General features: G+C 48.7%; 14 protein-coding genes. 7 read left to right on the plus strand and 7 right to left on the minus strand.

Going from position 1 to position 16,756, the window contains the following annotated elements:
- Window positions 1–179: 179 nt before the first annotated feature.
- The 3 genes from trpA to ndhL form a co-directional block, all read right to left on the minus strand.
- The gene (gene trpA, locus H6F90_RS15760; RefSeq protein WP_190553351.1) at window positions 180–980 is read right to left on the minus strand and encodes a tryptophan synthase subunit alpha; all 801 of its coding nucleotides are present in this window, start codon (window positions 978–980) and stop codon (window positions 180–182) included.
- A 104-nt stretch (window positions 981–1,084) separates the two neighbouring features.
- A complete protein-coding gene (locus H6F90_RS15765; protein WP_190553352.1) occupies window positions 1,085–1,420 on the minus strand; it encodes a DUF3007 family protein in 336 nt (111 codons plus the stop codon).
- 24 nt (window positions 1,421–1,444) lie between these two features.
- The gene (gene ndhL / locus H6F90_RS15770; RefSeq protein ID WP_190441027.1) at window positions 1,445–1,684 is read right to left on the minus strand and encodes an NAD(P)H-quinone oxidoreductase subunit L; all 240 of its coding nucleotides are present in this window, start codon (window positions 1,682–1,684) and stop codon (window positions 1,445–1,447) included.
- Between the two features lie 768 nt (window positions 1,685–2,452).
- On the opposite strand from ndhL, the gene H6F90_RS15775 reads away from it, so the two are divergent.
- Together H6F90_RS15775 and H6F90_RS15780 are read left to right on the plus strand one after the other, a co-directional pair.
- Window positions 2,453–2,674: a hypothetical protein gene (locus H6F90_RS15775; protein ID WP_190553353.1), complete on the plus strand. Its 222-nt coding sequence runs from the start codon at window positions 2,453–2,455 to the stop codon at window positions 2,672–2,674.
- A gap of 363 nt (window positions 2,675–3,037) precedes the next feature.
- Window positions 3,038–4,438 (plus strand): hypothetical protein, encoded by a 1,401-nt coding sequence (locus tag H6F90_RS15780; RefSeq protein ID WP_190553354.1) that lies wholly within the window; start codon window positions 3,038–3,040, stop codon window positions 4,436–4,438.
- Between the two features lie 42 nt (window positions 4,439–4,480).
- On the opposite strand, the gene H6F90_RS15785 is transcribed toward H6F90_RS15780, so the two are convergent.
- Complete coding sequence (locus H6F90_RS15785; RefSeq protein ID WP_242024496.1) at window positions 4,481–5,440, minus strand: YbhN family protein; 960 nt, start codon at window positions 5,438–5,440, stop codon at window positions 4,481–4,483.
- Between the two features lie 88 nt (window positions 5,441–5,528).
- Window positions 5,529–6,869, minus strand: coding sequence for a glutathione-disulfide reductase (gene gorA / locus H6F90_RS15790; protein ID WP_190553355.1), 1,341 nt, complete (start codon window positions 6,867–6,869; stop codon window positions 5,529–5,531).
- A 418-nt stretch (window positions 6,870–7,287) separates the two neighbouring features.
- Here gorA and H6F90_RS15795 point away from each other — a divergent pair, with 418 nt between their 5' ends.
- Window positions 7,288–7,857, plus strand: a complete 570-nt coding sequence (locus H6F90_RS15795) for a DUF6658 family protein (protein WP_190441017.1) — start codon at window positions 7,288–7,290, stop codon at window positions 7,855–7,857.
- Window positions 7,858–8,090: 233 nt separating this feature from the next.
- On the plus strand, window positions 8,091–8,717 hold the full coding sequence (locus H6F90_RS15800) for a DUF6658 family protein (protein WP_190441014.1): 627 nt from the start codon (window positions 8,091–8,093) through the stop codon (window positions 8,715–8,717).
- Window positions 8,718–8,774: 57 nt separating this feature from the next.
- On the opposite strand, the gene larC is transcribed toward H6F90_RS15800, so the two are convergent.
- The gene (gene larC, locus H6F90_RS15805; protein WP_190553356.1) at window positions 8,775–10,391 is read right to left on the minus strand and encodes a nickel pincer cofactor biosynthesis protein LarC; all 1,617 of its coding nucleotides are present in this window, start codon (window positions 10,389–10,391) and stop codon (window positions 8,775–8,777) included.
- A 115-nt stretch (window positions 10,392–10,506) separates the two neighbouring features.
- Here larC and H6F90_RS15810 point away from each other — a divergent pair, with 115 nt between their 5' ends.
- The 3 genes from H6F90_RS15810 to H6F90_RS15820 all read left to right on the plus strand — a co-directional run bounded on the left by H6F90_RS15810 (window position 10,507) and on the right by H6F90_RS15820 (window position 15,539).
- The gene (locus tag H6F90_RS15810; RefSeq protein ID WP_190553357.1) at window positions 10,507–11,175 is read left to right on the plus strand and encodes an L-threonylcarbamoyladenylate synthase; all 669 of its coding nucleotides are present in this window, start codon (window positions 10,507–10,509) and stop codon (window positions 11,173–11,175) included.
- Window positions 11,176–11,524: 349 nt separating this feature from the next.
- Complete coding sequence (locus H6F90_RS15815) at window positions 11,525–12,802, plus strand: HetZ-related protein (RefSeq protein ID WP_190553358.1); 1,278 nt, start codon at window positions 11,525–11,527, stop codon at window positions 12,800–12,802.
- A 418-nt stretch (window positions 12,803–13,220) separates the two neighbouring features.
- Window positions 13,221–15,539: a GAF domain-containing protein gene (locus tag H6F90_RS15820; protein ID WP_242024497.1), complete on the plus strand. Its 2,319-nt coding sequence runs from the start codon at window positions 13,221–13,223 to the stop codon at window positions 15,537–15,539.
- A gap of 118 nt (window positions 15,540–15,657) precedes the next feature.
- Here the strand turns inward: H6F90_RS15820 and H6F90_RS15825 are convergent, their stop codons facing one another.
- Window positions 15,658–16,377, minus strand: a complete 720-nt coding sequence (locus tag H6F90_RS15825) for a response regulator transcription factor (RefSeq protein WP_190440994.1) — start codon at window positions 16,375–16,377, stop codon at window positions 15,658–15,660.
- Window positions 16,378–16,756 lie beyond the last annotated feature (379 nt).

Raw genomic sequence — 16,756 nt, forward strand, 5'->3', positions numbered from 1 at the left:
GTTCTAACTCGTAGATGTTGAAGTGATTTCCCTAGCAGAGCCCCTGATGGCGGGAAGGCGATCGCTACAAATCTCCTCAACCTACCGCAAGATCACAGTAGGTGCAAGCTAGCGCCTCTCTAAGGTCATACTTACCTCCGATCGCTTGCCAAATTAAGGGTTCTGAAAGTATTACTTCTCTAATCAGAACTAATAACTATCTTTAAGCTTCGACAAAATTCCTCAATGGCTCGCAAACCTTGAGCGGGAGTGCCATCGGCTAAACGCTTGACGAAGGCGCTGCCGACAATTACTGCATCTGCGCCCCAATCCATGACTTGCCGCGCATGTTCTGGCTGGGAAATCCCAAACCCAACGCCAATCGGTTTGTCGGTAATGGTGCGCAAATCCATCAAGATATCTTGGGCGCGAGACTCCAGTTCGGTGCGGATTCCGGTCACACCTGTGACGCTCACCAGATAAATAAAGCCTTGCGCTTGTCGCGCGATCGCCTCAATCCGCTCTCTAGGGCTAGTAGGAGCCACCAACAACACCACTTCAACTCCTAGATTGGCTGCTGTTTGAATTAGTATCTCCGATTCTTCTAACGGTAAATCTGGCACCACCAAGCCTTTGACCCCAGCAGCCGCAATCTGCTTGAGGAAGTTCTCGATACCTTGGTTCAGGATCGGGTTGTAATAAGTAAATAAAACGATTGGCGATCGCAGTTCTGGGCTGACTTGCCGCACCATTTCCAAGACTGCCTCTAACCGGGTGCCCCGCTGTAAGGCGCGAGTTGCAGCCGCCTGGATGACAGGTCCATCCGCCAGAGGGTCAGAATACGGCACGCCCAACTCAATTAAGTCGGCACCGCTGCGGTCCAAGACCCGGAGCGCTTCCGCCGTTGTGGCTAAATCAGGGTCTCCAGCTGTGATGAAGGGGATCAGAGCACATTGACCGCGATCGCGGAGGGATTCAAAACACTGAGAAACCGATGTCATCCGAATAAATTTGCTTACAGGTTAACCAACTATCAAAGCTAGCTGATTTTAGGATAAGTTACCTAATTCGATCAGCCAGTAAGTTTCCCAGCGCCTGTGAGGGTTTAGATCTGCGTTTGGGCTGAATCCTGAGTTGAGGATTGCTGTTCTTGCTCAATCTCTGCCTGGATTTGCGCCAGTTCTTCTGGAGTTAGTTCTTCCAAGCGCTTTTGCAAGACTGCTTCTCGATAGTCCTTGACCTGCTGATTGAACGTCATCTTGTGCGTCAGTGCTCTTGACAGATAAGTCAGCAACCAACCCACCAGTCCAGCCACCAGCACTGCTTGGCTCCAAATGCCTGCCTCTACACTATCTAGCCCGATGAACTGTAGTAACAAGTACACCAGTCCACCCGCCACAAAAATGGCTAGACCAATCCCAAGAACGTCAATGCGCCGCATCTATGCCTGCCAATAAAAACCCATTTATGCTTCAATCTGCCGCTTCTGGGGCCGAAAGTTGAGGAACGGCGCTAAAACCAAAAGGCCAGGGAAGAAGAAGAAAACTAGAAAGTACATAAAAGCCCGCTCAAAAGAGCTTGCGACATGCCAGCGTTTTTGCAGGTAAAAGAACAAAGCTAACGGGGCAACAACCAAGTAAGCGCCGCCTAAAGCTGCGTACAAAGACAAAGTCAGGATGGAGTCCGAAGAAAGTGCACTCAACATAGAGGTTGGAAGCTACTAAACAATAGGGGTCTCGCTAGTCGTCTCAGCTAGTTACCTGACTGAGCGGTGTCAGCTCAACGAAAGCTGCTTGCAATCTTTTTCATTATCCTACGTGGATTTGACGTTTGCTGTCGATCTCATGGCTGATCTGACTTCTGCCTATTGGACTGGTTCGGCGATCGCCTCATTGTTAGTCCGAGTGAGTCCAACGAGTTATTAGCGGCGCAATCGCTCTAACCACCCGTAATTGGAGAAACTTCTGCAATTTTGCTCGTAAATCTTGCATAAATTCCCCATTTGATGTCCAATAAACAAGGTGCCCTGCAAAAACAATTGTAGGTCTGCTGAGGTGGAACATGCTATCCACAACACTTAGCAGTGCTTTACTGACTTTCAGTGAGCTAAAGGCGCATCAAACGGGGGTGTGGCGGAATGGCAGACGCTACGGACTTAAAAAATTGAGCCTTATCAGAGAAATTTGATAAGTGGATGCTCTCAAACTCAGGGAAACCTAAATCTAGCTGTAATAACGGTAGACATGGCAATCCTGAGCCAAGCCGATTAAATTGCAATGAGTGGCAACTTAACCTTGTTCTCATCTGTCAAATCTAATCGGAAGGTGCAGAGGCCCGACGGGAGCTACCCTAACGTTAAGTCGAGGGTAAAGGGAGGGTCCAATTCTCAAAGCCAATCTCTGTAGAAACTTAGTTTTTATAGAAGGTAGTAGTGAAAACTACAGGAGAATGAAAATCCGTTGACCGCAAGGTCGTGAGGGTTCAAGTCCCTCCACCCCCATCAAAAAAAGTTGTTACTCGTGGCCAAGCAGCTACGGCTGCTAGAGCGAACTTAGCAGTTTCACCGAACTACGAATTTAAGTGTTCCACTTTTTTGCAGGTGAATTGTAAAGTCGCGATCGCCCTGGAAGAATGGGCTGCACTGCCCGTAATTCTGGCGGCTTACAGGCATTCGTTGGTATCCTTTAAGCCCTAGATGCTACACCTGAAGTTAGTCAGGTTGAACGTACTGCACTTAGTCCGAAGGGGTGAACTACTTTCAGTAGGCTCTCCTTTATCATGGCTAATGAATTAAATAACTTTACCTCTACTGACAGCAGGCTGTTCTAAAAAACACATCATCCAGAGTGAAGCGGGTAGACTGGATTGATAGGGGCTTCACTGCTGACAACTCAAGAGCCACTTTTTTAGGCTCAAACTTACAGGTTGCACTACTTTGGCGGAAATAATGGGCAAACAAAAGACTTTAGAGTAAGCTGATATCTTCTTATACAAGGTGCCAATAGTGCACTCTTAGCAACTATTCCTTCACCTCGAATCGTATTTGAGTTCTGTAATAATGACTGGGGACGTTTTGACAAGCGATCGCCACAATGACTCTTCTGGCAAGCTTCATAAATCCAAGCGCAGCACGCAACAAGCTCAGGAAGTTTTGTTCAACTTTTTGCTGGAAATCGTCAATGCGCGCCCCCCGGAAGATGTTCTTTTAGAATTTCAGCGTCTCTTCATTCATCACGCCGATTCCAGTAGTTCTGCGGTTGTTCCGGCTTTATACGAAATTGTTTTTGCCAATAACGAAGAAGAGTTTAGAAATACTCTAAAGCGCTCTTGCTACATTCTGGTTAACAACTGGGGTACGAAGCGGCAGCACAAAGCAATTCAAGATTTAATTCAAGTTTTTTCTGATCCATCAATTACTCGACACACAGTTTCTCCAACTTTAAAGCGGTTGAGAACCTGGACTTTAAACTTTGTTAATAGCCAAGATTTTGAAGAGCTTAAGTTATTTGTCTCTCGGTATGATGATCAGGACGGTCACTGGACACAAAGATATACCGCGTTTCTTCTAGTGCCTCAATTCGTTGACTTGAAAAACCCTATTGAGCAACGAGAAGCAGCCAGAGCCCTTTCCAGGCAGTTAAAGGACCGCTTTAAGTTTGATTTGGCGATGTATATTGCTAGATCGCAGTCATCTACTTTAGGCAGTAAAGCTCCCAAAAATCCCACCGCTTTAGGGGATGAAGTAATCCGTTTAACGAAAGCGATTGTTGCCAGACGGGGGCCTTTTAATTATGCTAATGTTGCTAACATTTTTCTCAAGCAAACTCAGCAATCAACTTATAAAGAATTTAAGGCTAGCTTACAAGAGTATTTAGCTTTTGCAGTTGAGAATCAAGACTTTGTGGATACACTACGAAAAAAGTTATCTGAGAAGTTTGATTCTCTTTACGAAAACTATCATGATGAAGTTTTAAGCAGCGCGCTCTTGCTCAGAACCTGCAATCGAGTCATTGAGTATTTAACAATTGAACAAAAAGGAGAACCCTCTCCCCTATTTGCCTTATTACTATCTCAGGGGAATCCTCTCACATTAGTCATTGTCTTACTGAAGTTGATTTTGATTTGTAGTCATGCTCGAACTCACCTAGAAGCTTGTATTGCTGAGCTAGTGCGTTACTACGAAGGTTTCTCGGAAGAAGAGTGCCAGTGGGTGATTACTTTCATGGAAGTATTTAATATCACCTTTGCTATTTATGCCGAGAATGTTGAGTATAACCTGATTAAAATGAACCATAAAAAGCAAGATACCTATGAAATATCTCACACTGATTTAGACACTTACAAAATTTTCTCCCAGCTCAAGAGTGACAACTCTTTAGAACTAGCTGTTGAGCTTGAATTCCTGCCCGAAGCATCGGAAATCGAAAATAATAAACTCGATTTGCCAGACGGAAAGTAGAGCGCAGCCTTGAATTGAGCTTAGTCATACTATTGATTGTTTTTATTTCTGAGGAGTGCTTAACCAAGCAAGCCCAGCGCCAATAGACTCAGCCAGAATGCTAATCAGGCGATACAAGGCAACTACGCTCAAAAGCAAACCTGGAGAAAATTGCCGCCCTAATAAAGCGATCGCCGTGGCTTCAAAAACCCCAATTCCTCCAGGGGCTCCGGGCACGACCAACCCTAATAGCCAAGCTAGAGCAAAGGCGCTGAAGAGGGGAGGAATTTGGCTGGTATTCAAAGGACTAATGGCGAGGAAAGTCAGAAGGAAACCAGCGCCTCGGATGCCCACAAAGCCCATCTCTCCTAGTAAAGGTCGGATGGGGTAGCGAGCAATGCGAAGGTTGGAGGAATTGTCAGGGGCATCAGTCGCCTTACCCTTCAAGCGGCTGAGTAATTGAATGCCGAAATTGAGAATTTTAGGATGAACACTCGCCAGCACTACTAATAAGCTGACAATCTGCCAACCCCAACTAGCGCTGCGATTCCCGACCAAAGCAATCAGTAAGGCTGCCGCTGCCATTAATAGAGGTTCTAGTAGCACGCTTAAAGTGGCTGCACCCAGCGAAATACCTACAGCGGTAGCGGCTTGAGTGCGTCCATAAAAGTGCCAGATGTTGCCTGGAAGGTATTTGGCAATGTTGGTTCTGAGGTAGACCGCTACTGCCCAGAAGCCGCTGACGGGTTGGTTAAGTTCTCGCAAAATCCAACCCCAAACCCAACCTGACCAAACATGGGCAATCAACGTCACACCCAGCGCGATCGCCAAATAAAGCCAACCTGTTGCTTCTAGGCGAATGGCAACCACGTCCTCCCAATGATCTTTTAGCGCTTTTGCTAAAAAAATCAGGGTGCCACCCAGGACAACCCATCGTAGATAAGGCTTGAGGCGGGCACCAATTTGCTTCATGATGTATGACTTGGGTGGAGAGGGGCGATCGCCAGATACTGCTAAATGCAATCAGCCATATCTTAATCGTTGCTCCCCTGCCTAGTCACCTTCATCTCTTGCATTTCTTCCCTCATCCTTCTCTTGGATTTCCGATAAATCATAAATTAATCAGTTCTTCAGCGATCGAGGGATGTAGACCCATCGTTTGATTGAGTTGGGGTTTCGTGACACCCAGCCGCATGGCGATCGCTAGGCATTGAATAATTTCGGTCGCATGTTCACCGATTAGATGTGCTCCTACCACCCGTTGCGATTGAGCTTCAACCACTAATTTCAGCAGCCCTGGTTCATGGCGGGGAGTCAACTTTTGCGAGAGAGGCCGAATCTCAGTTCGGTAGCACTGCACTGCTTCACCAAATTGCGTACGTGCCTGAGCCTCACTGAGACCTACCGTTGCTGCCTCTGGCTGAAAACCTACTGAAACCGGAATTAAGTTGTAATCGACTGCGTGGGGTTGGGGGCCAAATTCCGTATCTGCCATGGCTCGACCAGAGGCGATCGCCACGGGTGTGAGGCTAGTGCGAGAGGTACAATCTCCGATCGCGAAAATATTGGGTTGGGTCGTGCGGCTATATTCATCCGCCGCGACCGTGCCTTGAGCTGTAAGCTGAACTCCAGCTTTTTCTAGCTTCAAACCTTGAGTTTTGGGGTGGCGCTGAGTGGCCGCAACCACAACATCAACGGTTAGAGTCTCATCGCGATCGGAGAGCGTCAGCTCTAAACCTGCCGCACTGCGCTCTACTTTTAATAACTGGCTGTGACAGCGAAAGCTGACTCCGCGTCGGGCTAGACCTGCCTGCACAGCACTGGCTAGCTCATGGTCACAGTCAGCCAAGATGGAGTCGGATGGAATTACTTGAAACACTTGGGAACCTAAGCTGTTTAAGCTGCTAGCCGATTTCACGCCAATATAATTGTCTCCAATGATGGCAAGGCGTTGAGGCAACTCAGGTAAGTTAAACAGCTCACGGGAAGTTATCAAATGTTCTGCGCCTGGGATGGGCAGTTGATCCCACTCAGCTCCCGCGGAGATCAAAATTTTGGCGGCTGTTACTGACTGCTCTCCCACCTGTAAGGTATGAGCATCTACAAAGACCGCTTGACCTGAAATGACAGCTATTTTGCCAGAGTCGAGATGCCGCTGATGAACTTGGTGCAGCTTTTCAATTTGCTGGTTTTTGGCTTGCACAAACTTGGCCCAACTAAATGAACTGGGTGCAGTGTTCCAGCCATATCCTGCTGCATCCGAGCAAACATCGGCAAAACTAGCGGCGTAGTTCAGTAGTCTTTCTGGGACACAGCCATGATTGACGCAAGTGCCTCCGACTGCGGCTAATTCTGCGATCGCCACTCGCGCTCCGTAAGTCGTTGCCCGCTCAGCCGCTGCTAAGCCACCAGAACCCGCCCCGATGACAAGTAGATCGTAGTCAAAGGCCATGATCCAGAATTACTCCGATCCGTTTGCACAATGCTTGTGACTGTGACCAGCTTGTGACTGGGACCAGTCACAACAGCATAAAAACCTTCTGTGGCCGAGTCTTCACCCCAGCGAGTCAGGTCTTGAATGTGTTAATCAATACGTTGATTTGCGATCGCTTCCTAATCGCTCTCTCTAGGGTTAGAGAAAAATAGCTGAGATCGGATGTGGAGAATGTGACCTCGGCTAGAGGATGCGATCGAACCCTCTGCGTAAGCTGAACAGGTATCAGTGAAAAAGTTTCTAGCTCAACTCCTACTGCCCCTGTGATGATCCTACAGCAACAGCCCGTAGGAATTTTGAGCTGTCATTTCTCTGTAAGAGGGCCACTTTTAATTAAGCATGAGCCCTTATGCACTGAGCTAATAAGGAGTCTTCTGTGAAGAATTTAATCGCTTTTCTCGAAAAAGTACGAATACGTCAAATTTTAACTGTCTTTATAGCAGGCGTGCTACTGGTAATCAGTACTGCTTGTAACAGTGGAGATGTGAATGGCGCTCGTCCCCAAAATCCTCCTGTGCAAATGGGTGGTAACAACAACCCGCACAAGGGTGGTGGAGACGGCTATACCAACTACAAAGCCTCTACTGATGCTAAAGCGGTTCGCGGTAATCGGGCTGATCTGCAACTCGTTGCTCCTCAATTGATCGCTGCTAGCAATATCGGTGATATTCAGAGCAATTCGGACGATGTACTTTACCCTAGCGCTAATGCTGGCAGTACTAACAATCCCGCGATCGGAACTAGAGCACAAAAAGAACTGCAAGCGCAAGTCAAACAGTTTCCTAAAGAGCGCCAACCTGTGATCGATCGCAGTGATCCGGGCGAAAAGATTATGGAAAGAATTGGCGAGCAGTTCAAAGACGCTTCTGCTTTTGTGAAAGAAACGGGTGATTCTGCTCTAGAGAAGCCAGAATTGGCCCCCGATCCTGCCAAGCGACGCTATTAATTCTTCTTTTAGGACTTCAACTTCAACGCGATAGCAGTGCAGAACTAATTGCAGGAAGCATAATTTTTCCTTAAAAAAAGACAATGCTTTCGTATCAATAAAGCTGCCCAAGTTGTGCTGAAACGTGACTTTAAGCGCACCTAAAAGCCTATCTAAGAAATCGTTGAGTTGCTAGTTGGAGTCCTTGAAATTTAGTGTCAATTCACTCAAGAAAATACAACGGAGTACTTCGTATGAAAAGATTGGTTTCTGCACTTAAAAAGATTCGCCTGAGCCAAGTTCTTGCGGTATTTTTGGCAGGCGTTCTGATGATTTCTACTGCCGCTTGCTCAGGTGGTGCCCAAGCTAGAGAGAGCAGCGGTACTCAAGGCCGAGATAGCAACAGCCCTGCTCAAGGCATCCCTGGACATCGCCAGCAAAACTACCAAGGTGGCATGAACGGCTACAGTGATACGGATGCTCGCTACAACAAGGGTGTGCAATCCAGAACTTCTACTCAAGCCAAAGGTTTGGTTGATAACGCTGAGCGCAATGTGATTGACCAAACTGACGATATTGGCACCAATAGCAAGCGGATCCTTGACAAAAAAGGCGAGAACTTAGAACAGCTAGGTGACAACCTCAAGCGAGACAGCAAATCTTTTGACAAGAAAGCTGACCGGGTCACCAGCAATGTGAAAGACCAAGCAGATAATATCCGTGATGATGCCAAGAGTGCTAGCAAAGGCCTGAGCAAAGTCGCAGACCAGGATCTAGTTGGTAACGCAAAGCAAGCAGTAAACAAGACTTCTAGCTACGTTCAAGACAAAGCTAGCGAAGCGGCTCGTAATACCCAACGAGCGATCGATAAGGCTAGCTAGTGCTGCTAGTCGCCACAATAGGATTTAATTTCCTCTAGCTACTTTTCATTCTTCAATTCAGCGATAAGGTCGGTCAGGTGAGGTATGGATTGTGCCACCTGATGCGGCCTTCTTTTGTTGGAGATACCAAGCTTGCAGCGCGACTCGGTGAACTTCTCGCCAGGGCAGATTCTGCTGTTGAGCAATCTGGGCGCAGTCTTCGTATTCAGGTTGAACATTAGCGATCGCCCCTTCCTTCCCTGGTCCTGCCCACGCAACTTTGACTCGAACTGATCCATAATCCGTTTCAATTTGCTGAATTTCGCGAGCCAAAATCCGGCGTTGCTGGGTGGAGCGGCGAATGCCCAAGGTGCTGGTTTCTCGAAACATTATTGCTTCACAATCAGCCACTTGCTCTGGGTGGCAAATTGCGGTTAATAGCACTCCGGGCCGTGATTTCTTCATCGCGATCGCCTGAGTAAATACATCCAAGGCACCCGCTGCCAACAAAGCATTAAAGACATAACCGATCGCCTGGGGATTCAGGTCATCAATCTGAGTTTCTAGCACTTCCACGGTTTCTAGCGGAGGCCCTGACCTCTCCCCGCTTGCGGCACCCCTCTCCCTAGGGAGAGAGGCTGGGGGTGAGGTGTTATTTTTATTGAGTTCGGGTTCCTGAGCGAGATGGCTAGGGCGATCGCCAGAATGCCAGTGCTGCTGTGCTTCTGTAGAACTTGCTTCTCCTTCTCCTAGCCACAGACGCACCATATTAGGAATGGATAAATCACGAGAACCAGCGCCTAAGCCCACTTTTTGAAGTGTCATCGTCGGCGGTGGTCCAAACTTTGTAGCCAGAGTCACGGCGATCGCGGCTCCAGTGGGGGTGACCAGTTCGCGATCGATGCCATTGCTGTAAATCGGGACTTGACGCATTTCCCACAACTTCAGTACGGCTGGAGTGGGCACAGGCAAGCGACCATGAGCCGCGCTAATAATGCCCCCACCCGTCGGCATGGGTGAGCAGTAAAGGTGGTCAATGTTGAGCCAATCTAGGCCCAGACAAGTGCCAACAATGTCCACAATGGCATCGGTCGCGCCCACTTCGTGAAAATGCACTTGCTCGGGAGCAATTCCATGTACCGCCCCCTCCGCTACGGCCAAGCACTGAAACACGGCTAAACTCCAAGCTTCGGCCCGCGTAGGCAACTGAGCGGCTTTAATTAGGTGTTCGATTTCTGGTAAGTGGCGAGCCTGCCTGTGGTGGTTTTTTGTTTGAGGTTCGCCACCGTCAGGCTGGCTGGGTTGCGAGTTGGGGTGAGGATGAGGATGCTCAGAGTGAGCATGATGAGTGTGAACATGGTCAGCGTGAGCATAGCCAGAATCAGCGTGATGATGCGTAGCAGCTTGAGCAGGTTCTGTAGCAGAATGGGAATGGACGAACGTAGTGTACGGTTGCTCAACTGGTTCAGAAACAAACTCTGAACTGGAGTTGGGCCTCAAATCGACATGAACTTTGGTTGCTTGCTGTCCATTTCGTTGCACTGACTCTGTCCGCAACCGATATTCATCTGAAATTCCCAAACGGTTAAGTTGCTCGATCAAGTACTCCAAGGGCACGCCTGCGTGGATTAGCGCTCCTAAGCACATATCCCCCGCAATTCCGGTCGGGCATTCCAGGTAAGCCAGCTTACTCATACACCAATCCAATTTCCATCGGTTAAGTCAAGCCAAATTAGCAAAATTATTAAAACTCAGTCTTGATTCAGCATCAAGCTGTCTTAAGTGTGGGGTTTGAGGGAGAAAAATTTTTATGGCCACAATCTACAACGTCCATCCGGATACACCTCAAGTGAGGCGAATAGAAGAAATTAGGGAGGCGTTACAACGAGGGGCAGTCGTGCTGTACCCTACCGACACAGTCTATGCAATTGGCTGTGATTTGAACGCAAAATCGGCAGTGGAACGAGTGAGACGCATCAAGCAGTTATCCAACGATAAGCCTTTGACCTTTTTGTGTTCTTCTCTCTCCAATATTGCTGACTATGCGTATGTGAGTGATCCGGCTTACCGCATGATGCGGCGTTTGATTCCTGGGCCTTACACCTTCTTGCTTCCGGCGACCAAGTTGGTGCCCCGACTAGTCATGAATCCTAAGCGCAAGACTACAGGAATTCGAGTGCCCGACCATCCGGTTTGTTCTGCGATGCTCAAGGCGCTGGGCAACCCGATTATTTCCACCTCTGCTCACTTGGTTGATGAGGAAACGGACGGTCAGCCTAAAACCAAGACTAACCCAGGGATTTCGCGGTTTGAGCTATTTGATCAACTCGACAAGTTGGTCGATGTCATTGTCGATGATAGGTCGGAACCAGGGTATCAGGTTTCCAGCATTTTGGATTTGACATCAGAGGAACCAATCCTAGTGCGTAAAGGTCTGGGATGGGAAGCGGTAACTGCTTGGGCAGCGGAAGTTAATTAGAGTTTTCCTTCAGCTTCGGCGAACCAGTTAACGAATTGTCCACCGGATGCAGTAGATGACACTCTTCGGCATCCAAGGCGATCGCCACAGCTCAAAATCCCTCTATTGCTGATGGAGTCAGGGCTCGCACGCATGGACTAGACAACCGCTGCTATATCAGGGTGCAAGACAGCAAGCAGTTACTTGAAAGAGTGACACATTCATCTATCTACGGCTCACTGTGACTTCTTAAAGTCAAGGTGTAGACAACGTTGAGACGCGATTGGGACACAAGCTATCTAGAAGCTATCCCCAGTTGCTCTTAGAGTTGGGCTACATTTCGCTGCTGTGCATCACCAGGGTCAAATCCATGAACGCCGAATCTACAAATTCCTTCAGCCCCTTCAGTCAACCTGCCTCCAGAACTTATTACGCTTCAGAGAAATTTACTAACTCTCATCTCCATGCCGACTCTAACGGCTTACAGGCCGAGTCTGATGCTTTGGGTGAGATGGATACTCAAAGCTTGTCTCACTTGCTACTGAAAGAACTGCGGCCTGAAATTAAGACGGCTAGTACTACAGCCCAAGCGGTAGTGGATCGGATTGTCCGCGAGGCAGAACGCATTTGCCAAAAGAGCGATCGCATTCAAACATCCGGTCGAGTGCAGTCTTGGCAAGTGGCGCTGGCGCAACATCGTCTGCGTAAGTGCCTTTCTTACTATCGTTTAGGCTCTCGGCAGGGTCGGGTAGAGCTGCACGGAACGCTGAGTGCGATGGTATATCGTCATGTGGCGGCAGCTAGAACTCAGCTAGGCTTTCAAGCCCGCTACAACTTAATTGAAGATTTTCTTCAACAGTTTTATATCGAATCGCTCAAAGCGTTTCGGCGGGAAAACGAGTTGCCAGCAGACTACACTCCCCGCACCCAGTTGGAACTAGCCGAGTATATGGCGTTCAGTGAGCAGTATGCCAAGCGGCGGATTACGCTCCCTGGTCGGCGGAATCAGCAATTGATTGTGTTGCGGGCTCAAGGCTTTGCGAAGCGGCAACCCCCTGAAACGGCTCTGGACATTGAGATGGCGGTGGAGTCAGCCAAGGGTGAAGAAGCAGAAGCTTACAGCCGTTCGGCAGCGATGCAGCAGGTGCGCGAGCAAATGGTAGCAGATACCGTAGACCCCTCAGAAGCGGTATTGCGCGATCGCGTAATTGCTGAGCTGGTGGAGTATTTGGATGCTCAAGGTCAATCGGATTGTGTGGATTACCTAGTACTGAAACTGCAAGATATGTCAGTGCCCGAAATTGATGAGGTGCTAGGCCTGACTCCGCGTCAACGTGATTATCTGCAACAGCGCTTCAAGTATCATCTGGAAAAGTTCTCTCGCTCCAACAACTGGCAACTGGTGCATCAGTGGTTAGGTGCTGACCTGGATGCCAACTTGGGTTTGTCCTCGCAACAGTGGGAAGCGTTTACGGCGCAACTCTCAGCTGAGCAACAGCAAATTCTGCAACTCAAGCGCAACCAAGCCAACGACCAAGCGATCGCCCAATCGCTCAAGTGCACGCTCAAGCAAGTGCAAAAGCGCTGGTACCAAATGCTAGAGCTAGCGTGGCAGATGCGGAATCGCAATCCAGAGGGCCAAGCTTAAGCCGCGATCGCGATAGGTCGCCCAAGCTAAGGCTTGCAAGATATGACTCAAATCCCAATTATTGGCTGCATGAGTTCCGCAACTCATCTCTTTCGATGCCACCGTCTATGGCAACTCACCCTGACGTAGGAGGCACATGTTCTTGTGCCTTTCTACTTAAACTAAACTTTTATTGCTAACTGCAACAGTTTTAATGAAGCGCTGATGGGCCTTAGTTAGAACTGGACATAGAAAAACAACTAAGCATCAATAGTACAAGTATCCTAACTCAAGTTGTGGCTACTTGCTGGGCGCACCTCCAACCGTAGACAATGCTTGCTACGATTTGGGAGAGTGCTTGAATGCCTCAGTGAGTCCAGCGCCTTGACTAAACTGATGGCAGTTTAACTTCGTTGCGATTTTACGTTTCTGCGGCTGTATGCTCGACTGTGCTCAAGCGATGCCTCAAACCGATTCACCTCAGCCCGATTCACCTCAGCCCTCTCCCCTGTGTTTGTTAATTATGGAGGATGAGAGGGCAGATCTGCAGCTGATCGTCCGTACTTTGAAATCGGCAGGAATTATCTTTACTTACGAGGCCGCTGACACTCTTGAGGTTTGTCAGCAGCTGCTGAATACTCAACCCTTTGACGCCCTGCTCTCCGACTATCGCATGCCCGGTTTCACGGCTTATCAGGTGTTGCCAATCTGGCAACAAGTTCAGCCAGAAATCCCGTTTATTTTGGTCACAGGCAGCTTGGGTGAAGAAGCTGCGGTGGCCTGCATCAAGTCAGGCATGACGGATTATGTGTTGAAGGAGCGTTTGTTTCGCTTGCCAACTGTGCTGATGCGATCGTTACAAGAATTTGCCCTCCGGCGACAGCAGCAAGCTGCAATGGCCCAGATTCAGCAGCAAGCTCAGCAGGAAGCCATGATTAATCGCATTGTGCAGGCGATGCGGGGGACGCTCGTGCTAGAAGAGGTGCTGCAAACCACCGCAGACCAATTGCACACAGCTCTCAAGGCCGATCGTTGCGTGATTGTGCAACCCAAGGCTGACGGTGCCATGACCGCCCAATATGTCAGCGCTGCTACGGTTCATCGAGCAGAAATCCTAGGCTATACCTGTCCGATCTCCACCTCTTATCGGGAGTCTATCGACCAGGGACAAACGCTGCAAGTCGAGTGCATGGGTCAAATCTCACGGCCTGAGCCTCGCACTTTAGCGCAACAGTTTGGGATCCAATCGCTGTTGATGATGCCCCTGCTTTACCAAGAGGAATGCTTGGGCGCTATTTCTCTACATCAGTGCGATCGCGAACGATCTTGGACTGTCAATGAAGTGTCTTTGGTGCGAGCGGTTGCAGATCAATGTGCGATCGCCATTCACCAAGCGCAACTCTTCCAACAAATTCAGCAGCAAGCCCAGCGCGAACAGTTGTTGAATCAAATCAGCCGTGACCTCAACTCCAGCCGCGATCCAAACTACATTTTGCAGGAGATTGTGGAATGCACCGGGGAGTGCTTTGGGGTTGATCGCGTCACCATTTTTGCCTTAGATCCAAAGTATGTTCATGTGCTCAATGAATGGCGAGCGCATGAACAAATCGTTTCTGTGCTAGATTTCAAGGCTCCTCTATCTACTTGGGCCGATCGCTTAGATCCAAACTCGGATGTGTTCTGGGGCAGAGTTTTACATGCGCCTCGCTTTGCCGATACCGTTAAACCGTCTACTTACCGAGATCAAGTAGAGCCAAGCCAAACGCTTTCGGTTTTGCGAGTGCCAATCTTCATTCGCGACCAGTTATTTGGAGGCTTAGTCCTACAAACCACGACCTGCTACCGCACCTTTGCAGACGACGAAATCCGCTTGGTTGAACGAATTGCGGATCAAGCCGCGATCGCCCTCTACAATGCTAAGAGCTATGAAAACTTGGAGCAGCTAGTGCAAGTACGGACCCGAGAGCTAAAGGAAGAAAAAATAATTTCGGAGGCAGCCAACCATGCTAAAAGTGAGTTCCTCGCGACCATGAGCCACGAACTTCGCACGCCTTTAACCGGAATTTTAGGATTCTCCAATCTCTTAATCAAACAAATTTTTGGCCCCTTAAACGAGAAGCAACAACAGTACGTTATGGGCATTGCCTCTTGCGGCGAACATTTGTTAGAGCTGATTAACGATTTGCTGGATCTCTCTAAAATTGAAGCGGGCAAAGAAGAATTAGCCTTAGAAACCATGGTGGTTGAGGATGTTTGTCAGGCTTGTCTGTCTCTGATTCAAGAACGAGCGCACAATCGTCAACTCCAACTAATTTTGGCGATCGCTCCAGATGTCAGCACTTGTGTGGCTGACCATCGTCGCCTAAAGCAAATCTTATTTAATCTGCTCTCCAATGCCGTCAAGTTTACTGAGGCTGGCTCCATTACCTTGCAGGTCCAGAAGCAACTAATGGAAACGGAAGCAGGCGATCGCGCTATGCTCCAGTTTTCCGTAATCGATACCGGAATCGGTATTTCAGCCACAGACCAAGCTTTACTCTTTCAACCTTTCCAACAATTAGACGCAGGGTTAGATCGTAAATACGAAGGCACAGGTCTCGGTCTGGCCTTATCCAGAAAATTGGCGCAACTACACGATGGGGATCTGACGCTGCAATCCGAAGTCGGCAAGGGCAGCTGCTTTACGCTTTGCCTGCCGGAAAAACTGCCTCAAGCGCTAGCTTCCGGGCCAGAGATGGAGTCACGCAATAAGAGTTAGGAGAAGTACACCCTGAGCCCCCGCCTTTTAGAGTGCAACGAACCAAGGCTCAAAAGTTAGGTGAGTCACAAGTTGGTGATGCGTGCTCCTCTGATACTCGGCTGATAGTGGGTGGCGCTTAAGCACTTCCAGCTTGCTTCTCGGCCAGCGGTGCTTCAAACTTGTAGCCCACACCCCGCACTGTCTGAATCAAATTTGGCTGGCTGGTATCTACCTCGATTTTTTTGCGGATCTGACCAATATGGACATCAACGACCCGCTGATCCCCCACATATTCGTAGTCCCAAACTTCTTGAATCAGTTCTGCTCGCCGCCAAACCCGACCGGGATGAGCGGCTAAAAAATGTAGCAAGTCGAATTCCAGAGCCGTGAGCGGCACAATATCGCTGTTGAGGGTGACTTCGCGCCGTACGGGGTCAATCACCAGTTTGTCGAACACTAGACATTGTTGCTCTGCTGGGGTGCGCTCTCGAATTCGTCGTAAGAGTGCCTCGACTCGTACGCCTAGCTCACCCAAGCTAAAAGGCTTGGTGATGTAGTCGTCGGCCCCTTGAGAAAAGCCTCTAATTTTATCGGCTTCATCTGTGCGACTTGTCAGCATCAAGACAAACACATTCGTGCGGCCCTGCATTTCCTGGCACAGGTTGTAGCCGTTTGCATCGGGCAGATTGACATCCAGAATCACTAAGTCAGGGTCAAACTGTTCAAAGAGAGTGAGGGCAGTCTTACCATCTTCTGCCGACTCCATTTGGTAGTTCTGTTTGGCTAAGAAGCGGTGAATCAAATTACGAACCGCAGGATCATCATCAACAACCAGAATTTTATTGGCGGGGGCCATGGCCATAACTTTGCACTAAAACTGTAGATCTACAGAGAACAAATTACTGGAACAATTAGGATAGGAAGTGGGGCACTACTCGGGACTTTAGATTGACAATAAAGTCGCACTAGGATGATGCAACTAGCATTTTAGACAATTATCTACAGGGAATGGCTGACTGCCAATCGTTTGGGCGAAATCAGCAGTCGTGGGACACCTCAAATTAACTGATCTTTTTGCCTTCTGGGGTTCATGTTTTAATTTGTGACATTTTTTGGAGATTTTTCTGCTAATTGATTAAGTCTGCGCGTTACTTTGGCCCGATTAATGCCCGATTAATGAAGTTAAAGTGATGAATTGTCAGTGGCCGCTGTGAGACTCTAGCCAGAGAATAGGG

The organism is Trichocoleus sp. FACHB-591 (assembly GCF_014695845.1).
Lineage (GTDB): Bacteria > Cyanobacteriota > Cyanobacteriia > FACHB-46 > FACHB-46 > Trichocoleus.